This window comes from Stenomitos rutilans, from assembly GCF_059505485.1.
The window spans coordinates 48505-57749 of record NZ_JCACKR010000092.1; the positions used below are offsets into that span (position 1 = coordinate 48505).

Here is a 9245-nt window from a genome sequence, read left to right on the forward strand (position 1 = left end):
TCTCAGTTCATGAACACGTTGATTGTGACAGACTCCATATTGTTTCCACAAAAAGTTTCCGCAAAAAACGGCTTTGCACCTGTAAGTTGCAGGTCATGCAAAGCCGCTAAAACCAAGGGCAAACGCACTAACTAACGAGCTGTTCCCTGTAACGGGGCAGCATCAATTGGCTTCATCACGTAAAGCTGGAAGAGGTGCCACGCATTCGACGCGTAGTAAGGTAGCTTTTGGAAAAACTGCACAAACTTTGAAGTATCGGCGTTGACGATCGCTGTTAATTTGGCGTTGTTTGCCACGCAGTGATCAAGACGCTGGTAGAATTCGGGATTCTGAACATCCAAAACCACTGGAAAGACTTTTGCTGTGCTCTCGTTGGTTTTGTTGATGACATGAATGTCGTATTCGCGCGCATCCAGTCCCAGCGCCTTGTAGAAGCCCGATCGCTGGATGTCATTCAAGTACATGGTGGCAAAAACCGATAGTAAGAAGAAGCGGCACCACAGTCGCGCTTTCCAATCGTTCAAAATCTGGGGCTGCGATCGCATCATGGCATCAAAGAAATCGCCATGCCGATTTTCATCCTGGCACCAGTTTTCAAAGAACCGGAAGATGGGATAAATCCGGTCTTCGGGATGCGCTTCAAGGTGGCGGTAAATGGTGATGTAGCGCCAGTAGCCAATCTTCTCGGATAGGTAGGTCGCGTAGAAAATAAATTTGGGTTTGAAGAACGTATAGCTACGGCTCTTGGTTAAAAAGCCCAAATCAAGCTGGAGGTTAAAGTCTGACATGGCTTTGTTCAAGAAGCCTGCGTGACGGGCTTCATCACGAGACATCAGCGCAAAGCACTCTGCCAGCACCGGATTTTTATCTTTCAGCTTGCGCGCTAGTTCCTTATAAAGCAAAAAGCCAGAGAACTCAGCCGTACAGGAGCGCTCCAAAAATTCAATAAACAATTGGCGCGTTTCTCCATCAATGTGCTCCCAGGACTGGTCAAACTCAGCCGTGCGGACAAAATGATGACGGTTGTAATCGACTCGAAACTCTTCCAAAATGGCGAGTAGTTCATCTTCGTTGGGTGAAATATCCATCGCCGCAACGGCATCGAAGTCGGTTGTATAAAACCGTGGCGTGAGAATCGTCTCCTTCGCCGGAACTTTTACTCCAGGACGTATTTCTTCAAAGCTAGGCTTTTTAAGGGAATCTACCATGAGTCGTTTCGTTCTTTTTACAGATTCTGCATCGAAGGGATGGTGCGTCGGTCTTCGCAGTGTACCACTATCAAAGTGAAGGGTAGTACAGATGCGATCGGATGTTCAAAACACTCTGAAGCGATTGGCGTGCAGAGATTCAAACGCGCATAGACGACACCACAGCGATGATTACGTAGACAAGTCTACCAAGGTAACTGGTGACGAAACTCAGCGATCGCGTTAAGAGTTGCAACAGGTCGTCAACTTTCGTAACACCTTGACAGGGTTCGCCTGCTCCCCTGCCTGCTTTGGAGCAAAGTCTTTATCATTTAAAGACGTGGAGACGAGAGCATCCTTTGAGGACGAACAACGTGGAAACGAGAGCATCCCAAACAGACATGAATAAAATTGGCACAGCCTATCTTCTTTGGCTTGGCTGTTTGCTTCAGGTGCATGGGCTACATCGTCTCTATAACGGCAAGATTTTGACTGGGCTGCTGTGGATGTTCAGTTTTGGGCTTTTTGGCTTTGGGCAACTCATCGACCTCTTGCTGATCCCCAACATGGTCGATGAACACAACATCAAACTCAGAGCAGGTCAGGGCTTAATACCCGGAGCCTCTCCTCACCAGGCAGTTATTCAACGCGTTATCCCTGCTGATACGATCTCCGTACCAACCAGGCTAGAGTCTAATCCATTGCTTATGAAGCTTCTACAGGCCGCAGAAGCCAGAGGAGGCAAACTATCTGTCACTCAAGGAGTAATGGCAACTGGCACAAGTTTCGCTTACGTAGAAGCTACCCTTCTACACATGGTGAGAGAGGGTTATGTTGAAATCACCAACGATCCAGAAACGGGCGTCGTCACCTATGAATTTAAGGAGCTGTAAGGCAAGGCTGAGGGCTTAAGTAAGCGATAGCTCTGCTTGGCGTTAGGGCTTATGCAAAAACGGACGCCGTTCGTTCCTGAGCTTGATTGGACCACCCAAAGAGAAGAGCAAAGCCATCCGTTGCTGTTTTAGCTTTCAGCCTTTAGCCCCATCTCTCAGTTTCTCACCAGCCATTTTTGGGCATTCAACCGTTGCAGTGTCCAAAAAACGAGCAGCCCCAAATCAACCTTGCGCTCATCAATCCGAAACGATTCCAGGGTGCTGGCCTTGCCGCCACTCTCGGAATAGGAAAAGCCTTTCTGCCCATTAATCTTTTCATCGAAAAAATAGATGCTAAACTCCCTGGACTGCTGAGCATCGCTTGTCAAACGACCGACCACTTGCCAGCATTCGGGGGCTTGAGCAAAGCCAATCACATTAATCTTGCGCTTCTCAAACGACAGATCAGCGTCAGCAATGTCTTGCTTTGCTAAACCCGCTTTGAGTGCTGGCAGGTAGTCCTGCTGAATGAAATCGGCAAAAGGTTTGTCTTCCAACGCTGGAGGCTTTTCTTTTTTAGCCTTTGCGGCTGGTTTTTCAGCACCGTCAGCATCAACGTCAGCTTTAGGTGCTCGCTTGGCAGCAGGCTTAGCGTCTCCATCTCCTTCAGCCTCTGCTTTTGGTGGTCGTTTGGCAGCAGGTTTTTTTGGCGCTGTATCGGTCTCTGGCGCATCCGAAACAGCATCTGGTTTAGCGATTTCTGGCTCCGGAGCATTTGCCGTAGGAATGTCGGTTGCTTTCGCTTCAGTATTAGTAGGAGCCTGTTCAGGTTGGTTTGGCGTTGTTTCTTCTGCCATGCTTCGGGTCAATCCTTATTTCAAAGTTGCAACGATCGCAGCCCTGTACAGGGGAGATGTACGAGGAGAATAGCTTAGGAACACGGAAGTACTGTAACGAGGGACTCTAAAGACTCTTCAAGGAAAGGGCAACACCCTTTCTTTGTTGGAGCGCACTCCCTGCGTTTTATCTTAGTGGAATGCAGAGGTGCGGGCTAGAGGAAATGCCAACCGTTAGCATAGAGTTTGTTGCTTATCCGCCGCTTTTAATTAATCTGTGCCTCAATCATCTTCACAAGCAATCCACCTCCATACGTTAGTCCAAGGACAGGGCTTTCCCATTCTCTGCTTGCACGGACACCCAGGAACAGGACAAAGCTTGTCGGTGTTTACCCAGCATCTATCCACACGCTTCAGGACGATCGCGCCTGATTTGCGGGGGTATGGTCGTAGTCGTGCGGCAACTGCGTTTGTAATGACTGACCACCTGAATGATCTAGAGACACTGCTCGATCAGTATGCCATTGCTCGCTGTCTGGTTTTAGGTTGGTCGTTGGGTGGCATCTTAGCGTTAGAGTTGACACTACGGATGCCAGAACGAGTCAGTGGCTTAGTTTTAGTGGCAACAGCAGCACGTCCCAGAAGCAATCATCCAGCCATCCAATGGCAAGACAACGCCTACACTGGAGTCGCGTCGATTTTGAATTGGTTTAATCCCGGCTGGCAGTGGAATATGGATACCTTTGGGCGGCGATCGCTTTACCGCTATCTCATTCAGCAACACACTCCAACCGCTTATCAATACTTAGCTAAAGAAGCCTTACCAGCTTATCTACAAACGTCTAGTCGAGCCACGCAGGCTCTATCAATGGCGCTACAGCGAGGCTACAACCGTTTGTCGGATCTAGCAGCGATTCAATGTCCCTGTCTTGTGCTTGCAGGAGCAGACGATCGCCACATTACAGCCGCCTCCAGTTTAGAGACCGCGCAGGCACTGCCTCAAGCCGATTATCACTGCTACCCTAACGCGGCCCACCTCTTTCCGTGGGAGATTCCGGCTATTGTGAGAGCAGACATTGATCGCTGGCTTGACCAAAATCCAACCGTCGTGACTCCACTAGAAGGGTTTCATGCAGCCTCTACCGACCTCTAAAGCTCAGCTATAAACATTGGTAGCGACCCCTCTCTTGTCAAAACAGTTTTCCAACCTGGATGCAGCGTGAGGGCGATCTTAAAGATCAATTTCAATCGACGATCGCACCCAATGCATTCGTTCAAGTATGAATCCCTGATAAAGCTCTGATAAAAGACTTTGTTTGTTCGACAAATGTTGTGTCGATGGCGGATCAACCCTCCCGAAAAAGACACCATAATGCGAGAGTCGAAACCGCACCTCATTCTCAACTAGGTTCCTCAACGTGATGCAAGAGCCGTCGATTGTGCCCTTACTCGAAGATTTAAAGAGTCCTGACGAAGCTGTGCGCGATTGCGCGACCCAAGCACTCTGGCACATCTGGTTTGGGCAAAAAGGGATGCTTGGCTTAGAGAGGCTCCGACGTGCTCAAAGTTTGCTTGAAGAAGGCAACCCCTCTGAAGCAGAGGCGACTCTGACAGCTTTGGTGCAAGATCAACCTGATTTTGCAGAAGCCTGGAATCGACGAGCGGTGCTCTACTACGTTCAGGGTCAATATCAAAAGGCGATCGCAGACTGCGAAACGGTAATCTACCTCAATCCGGTTCATTTTGGTGCTCTACACGGTTTGGGCTTATGTCACGCAGCGTTGGGTTGTTATGCAGACGCCATTGAAGCTTTTCAGAAAGCGATCGCAATTCAACCGTATGGCCTAGCGAATCAGCGATTACTTCTAGAATGCACACTGCATCTTGGCTAGCCAGCTAAGGCAATTTACTTTGTAGCGTCACCTTTTCCCATAGTTCCGTGCAAACTCAGGGTGCTGTCTCTCCATCACAAACGGCTTAATGAACCACCAGTTCATCGTCTAAATATGTAAAGCTCGTGTAAGTTTTTATACGCTCAAGATGCAATTCATCGCGATGAGTCGCTCGTTGAAAAGCAGCCGACAAACAATCCAACCACGAGCGGATGCAGCATTCGTAAAGTTCTGGCTCAATGCTTTCTAAGCGTATCCGTTGATCAAGTTGCTGGATTAAAGAAATGTCATACGGCTTTCCGCGCTACTCCCCTCTAAGTAGTGATCTAAATCACTCTTACGTCTAGGGCTGGATCACTTCAATCCTAAGGCAACCAGTAGAGAATTTACGCAGAGCTCCTGCTAATCAAAATGAAAAGAACAGCAATGATCCGGCACCTTGTCCAGAAAGCCTTGTACGTCAAAAAATTGACTCCTGACATTGAAAACGAGATCAACTACGAACTCACACGCTTAGGGCACATTTCAGATGTTGATTTTGAAGCGCTTGAACTTCTGATGTCCGAGATGGATGCTGGGCGCATTCAATTGGTTCCTAGCCCCTAAAGGCAGCGTCCCTTATCACATCTCTCCGCTATCGCTGAGTTACTTTGAGGAATTGACACCTCTAGAGTTCTAATGAGTGTAATGTTCGATGCAATGCACTCTACAAGCTTAATTTTGTCTGGTTGATTTAGCAGCCACTGGTTTCATCCTTTGGGTTGCTGGCTTTATGCCAACAGCAGCGTTAGCTTGATTGCAAAGTACTTGCCATGCGTTGAAGTTTTCTACCCACTTCTTCCATTGTGTAGAAGAAGGTGAAAAAGCGTAGAAGTTCATCGATCGGGTAATCTGCTTGCTCTATACGCTGTAAATGCTGCACCTGCTCGGTCGCTTGCGACAAGCTATTTTCCAGGTTTGGTAGCAAGAGATGCGTGTCATGTGCTTTCACGGCTGTTGCTAGAGAAAGCAGGGCGATTGTGGTTTCCTGGGAGAGTTGAGTTAAATAGGGTGATAGCCGTTGCCAAAACGTATCCTGCTGCCTTGCCAGGATGGTGTGTTCCATCGTGAGGATATGCTCCCAAAGGCGGCGCACAAGAAACTCCCAGGCTTCATTGACTTGCGTTGCAGACAATACACCCGCCCGCCCTTCGCGCATCTCCTGCAATAGCGCTCGGCTTTTTTGAAGTGAGCTGATGATTGTAAGCTTTAAGGCATCAACGTTGAGACGATCGTACTCTCCTGTCAGCGCACCAGTCATCACCAGCTGATAAAACTGCTCAAGGCTTACTAACGTCTCCGCTAAGCAGCGCCGCAGTTCATCATCGACACGAGAGGGAAAGATAAATTGATTAACCAGCAGCGCTGAACCAATTCCCAGTAGTGTTTCTAAGGCTCTACCCCACGCATACAGCCAGGGGGAGTGATGGTAATTTAAAATGACGATCGCCGAAATATAGCCCGACAGCTTTGCGGCTTCATTAAATTTCCAAACCGAGGAGAGAAAAATGGTGAGGAAAACACTGCCTATTAAAGACCAGGGGCTGCTACCAAATAACGTGGCGATGAGCGCGCCAATGAGCGCACCAATGGCCGTTCCAATCAACCGTTGCACACTCAGCGTTACGGTGCTGCCAGCTGTCGATCCCATGACAATAATGGCTGCAATGACCGCATAAAATGGGTATTCCCAGTGCAGCATTTGGGCGAGAATGTAGGCGAGTGCTGCCGCGATCGCGGTCTTAAGCGCCATTTTGCCCAGCAGTAGTAACGCCAGCCCGTTTGGAGATTTTAACCACTCGTACCAAGCAGTGAAACCAGGGCGCTTGCGCTTAACAGCGCAATTGGGGACTTGCTCCTGGCATCTGGCATCTGTCTCTGGCCCTCTCACAGCTTACCCCTCACACTTCTTCAAGCACAGAATGCCCTAGCACTGCAAAAATCTGGCGCTGTTCAAACAGCTCAACCAAATCGTAATTGAGTTTGGATTGCACTGCTTCTTGCCGCAAGATTTTTAGCGCTGTTGGAACCGAAAGGCTGCGTTTATAGGGACGATCGCCTGCTGTCAGGGCATCGTAAATATCCGCGATCGCCATCATCTGCGACTGAATGGGAATATCCGGTTGCTTTAAGCCTAGCGGATAGCCACTACCGTCAAGCTTTTCATGATGACCATAGGCGATCGCGGGCACATTCTGAAGCTGCTTGGTCCAGGGAATTTGCTTCAAGAAATCGTAGGTATGGGTCACGTGGGATTGAATCGCATCCCGTTCCAACGGTGTGAGCGTACCGCGTAGTATTACAAGCTGCATCATTTCCTCTGGAGAGATTAACGGCTTGAGCTGACCATCAACATCTCGGTAGGTGTAATGGGCTAACTCACGCAGTTGCGCTAATGGTTCTTCAGCCAGAACTCGCGGTTCGTTGGTTTCTACCAGCAGCGTCCAATAGTGATCAAGTTGGGCAATCGCCCGCTCCAAGGTTTTATCCAGCATGTTGAATTGCTGACAGTGGGTACAGTCAACCTTGCCATCTGGTGCCGCTTTGTGACTGGGATGTTCGACTAAATGCTTGAATTTTGCTTGAGCACATTCCATCTCTAGCGTTCGCTGGGCAAGCGCAAACCGATTGCGGATCACTTCAAGCTGCATCGGAAACAGTTTCTTCTGTTTGCCCAGAATAGCCTCTGGCACGCCAACCTTGCCAAAGTCATGAAGCAAAGCAGCGTAACGGATTTCCTGAATCTGCCGCTCGTTGAAGTAAATTGGCTGGAGTGCGCCGATCGTAACCGCATTCGCTTCCTGGCTGAGCCGTACAGTTAGATCAGCGACTCGCTCTGAGTGACCAGAAGTGCATGGATCGCGGGCTTCAATGATTTGCACTGACGCTTTGACAAAGCCTTCAAACAAATGCTCAATGCTTTCTTGCAGTTGGTTGCGCTCAATGCAAATAGCCGCCTGACTGGCAAGCGATTGCAGCACTCGCTTCTCCCAATCCAAATAGGGTTGCGTCTCGTCTATAGCGTTCTCAGCCGTAATTACCGTTTCTGGATCACGCTTACGGTTGATGAGCTGAAGCACGCCAATCATCTCGCGCTCCTGATTCTGCATCGGTAGCACCAGCACCGATCGCGTCCGATAGGAGATGCTGCGGTCGAAGCTGCGATCGAGTTGATAAGGCACCCCTTCTGGTAAATCGTATGCATCTGGGATATTTAAGCTTTCCCCCGTCAAGGCGACATAGCCAGCTAGACTTTTAGGAGTCATCGGCATGGCAAACTCTTGAAAGGAAGCGGCTGGTTGGGAAAAGTTTTGCGCAACTTTGAACCAAAGCTTCGGTTCATCGCCCGTGCGATCGACCAAGTAAACACTACCCGCATCGCTACAGGTAATTTCACGACTTTTGGTCAAAATCAGAGTTAATAGAGCACCTAAGTCATGAGTACTGGAAAGCGCCGTGCCGATCGCCAGAAGTTGTTCAATTAATCCAGAGCACTCAGTCGTTTCCTGGGACTGATCCCGGCTATCGGTCATATCCAACCTCGGAGGGCGAGCAGTAGAGAGCCTGAGCTGTCAAAAGGGATGTTGAAAGCCACTTCAAGCAAGCAATGTCAAGCAGATGAAGCCATGAAAAAGCTCCAAGCAACGCTGAGACACCTCACTTCCCATAGGTAACAAACATTTATTCAACAGACAATGTAAGCATTACGTAATGTTTGTATCCCTTAAAGACAGCCTGAACAAAATTGCTGGCGCAAGTGTACTAGTTGGCTTTAATCACTAGAATAGTCCGCGTCAAAATATTTATAGAAGGCGACCGCAAGACTTAATCGAATCTCCATCAAATTGCAAGTCTAACGATCGCGCGCTTGATGCTTAAACCGCTACGCAAAGCAGAACCAAAGCACCCTTTAAAAAACTATCCGCTCCTACCAGGCGTTCAAGTCAACAGAACAGCCTAGTAGGAGCGGTGTAGCGGGTCTTCAAACTGAAACCAGACTGCCGGAAGGAACTCCGAATCAGCCATTGCATCCGTGTGTACTGAGTATCACTCGGACTGAAGGTTGACTGTTAGAGAACAGCCCCAGCACACAGCCGGCTAACTTCAGCTTGATGACCCAGGCATTTACTACTATCTGGCATGGGCATCACCTCCTAAATCCTAAACGGCATAATTTCAAAAGGTTGGAACCCGCAGGCTCCAAGTGGTTCACCACCTTTTCTTAAGGTAACACACCAAATCAGAAATGGGGAGCATGACGTAGTGCCTCAAAGAAGTCATTTACAAAGAAAAAGCCCCTGCGATCGCAGGGGCTGTATACCCGACTAAAACAAGTTAGACCTAACCACGTTGAACGCTAACTTTAGAGAGCGTTACCACGTGGGAGTACCTCTTCGGGGAAGCTAAAGTGTTCATGGG

At 48.9% G+C, this 9245-nt stretch carries 8 protein-coding genes; 4 read left to right on the forward strand and 4 right to left on the reverse strand.

Translation table 11 applies throughout. From position 1 onward, the window contains the following. Positions 1–131: 131 nt before the first annotated feature. A complete protein-coding gene (acsF, locus tag AC5JLP_RS18750) occupies positions 132–1208 on the reverse strand; it encodes a magnesium-protoporphyrin IX monomethyl ester (oxidative) cyclase (protein ID WP_496069462.1) in 1077 nt (358 codons plus the stop codon). A gap of 353 nt (positions 1209–1561) precedes the next feature. Between acsF and AC5JLP_RS18755 the strand changes: the two genes are divergently transcribed. Then, entirely contained in the window at positions 1562–2080 is a 519-nt protein-coding gene (locus tag AC5JLP_RS18755; protein ID WP_496069463.1) for an NINE protein, read from the forward strand. Between the two features lie 155 nt (positions 2081–2235). Here the strand turns inward: AC5JLP_RS18755 and AC5JLP_RS18760 are convergent, their stop codons facing one another. Next, positions 2236–2916, reverse strand: coding sequence for a DUF2996 domain-containing protein (locus tag AC5JLP_RS18760; protein ID WP_496069464.1), 681 nt, complete (start codon positions 2914–2916; stop codon positions 2236–2238). Between the two features lie 256 nt (positions 2917–3172). Here AC5JLP_RS18760 and AC5JLP_RS18765 point away from each other — a divergent pair, with 256 nt between their 5' ends. The 3 genes from AC5JLP_RS18765 (at position 3173) to AC5JLP_RS18775 (ending at position 5393) form a co-directional block, all read left to right on the forward strand. Next, positions 3173–4048, forward strand: coding sequence for an alpha/beta fold hydrolase (locus AC5JLP_RS18765; protein WP_496069465.1), 876 nt, complete (start codon positions 3173–3175; stop codon positions 4046–4048). Positions 4049–4316: 268 nt separating this feature from the next. Then, positions 4317–4787: a tetratricopeptide repeat protein gene (locus AC5JLP_RS18770; protein ID WP_496069466.1), complete on the forward strand. Its 471-nt coding sequence runs from the start codon at positions 4317–4319 to the stop codon at positions 4785–4787. A 411-nt stretch (positions 4788–5198) separates the two neighbouring features. Continuing rightward, positions 5199–5393: a hypothetical protein gene (locus tag AC5JLP_RS18775; protein WP_496069467.1), complete on the forward strand. Its 195-nt coding sequence runs from the start codon at positions 5199–5201 to the stop codon at positions 5391–5393. A gap of 181 nt (positions 5394–5574) precedes the next feature. Here the strand turns inward: AC5JLP_RS18775 and AC5JLP_RS18780 are convergent, their stop codons facing one another. Next, positions 5575–6717 carry an FUSC family protein gene (locus AC5JLP_RS18780; protein WP_496069468.1) on the reverse strand — a complete coding sequence of 381 codons (1143 nt, stop codon included), beginning with the start codon at positions 6715–6717 and terminating at the stop codon, positions 5575–5577. Positions 6718–6727: 10 nt separating this feature from the next. After that, positions 6728–8359, reverse strand: coding sequence for an HD-GYP domain-containing protein (locus AC5JLP_RS18785; protein WP_496069469.1), 1632 nt, complete (start codon positions 8357–8359; stop codon positions 6728–6730). Positions 8360–9245: the final 886 nt, after the last annotated feature.

Coding starts and splice junctions, on each gene's coding strand:
- acsF (WP_496069462.1), bottom strand. CDS start 1,208: ATGGTAGATTCCCTTAAAAAGCCTAGCTTTGAAGAAATACGTCCTGGA.
- AC5JLP_RS18760 (WP_496069464.1), bottom strand. CDS start 2,916: ATGGCAGAAGAAACAACGCCAAACCAACCTGAACAGGCTCCTACTAAT.
- AC5JLP_RS18770 (WP_496069466.1), top strand. CDS start 4,317: ATGCAAGAGCCGTCGATTGTGCCCTTACTCGAAGATTTAAAGAGTCCT.
- AC5JLP_RS18775 (WP_496069467.1), top strand. CDS start 5,199: ATGAAAAGAACAGCAATGATCCGGCACCTTGTCCAGAAAGCCTTGTAC.
- AC5JLP_RS18785 (WP_496069469.1), bottom strand. CDS start 8,359: ATGACCGATAGCCGGGATCAGTCCCAGGAAACGACTGAGTGCTCTGGA.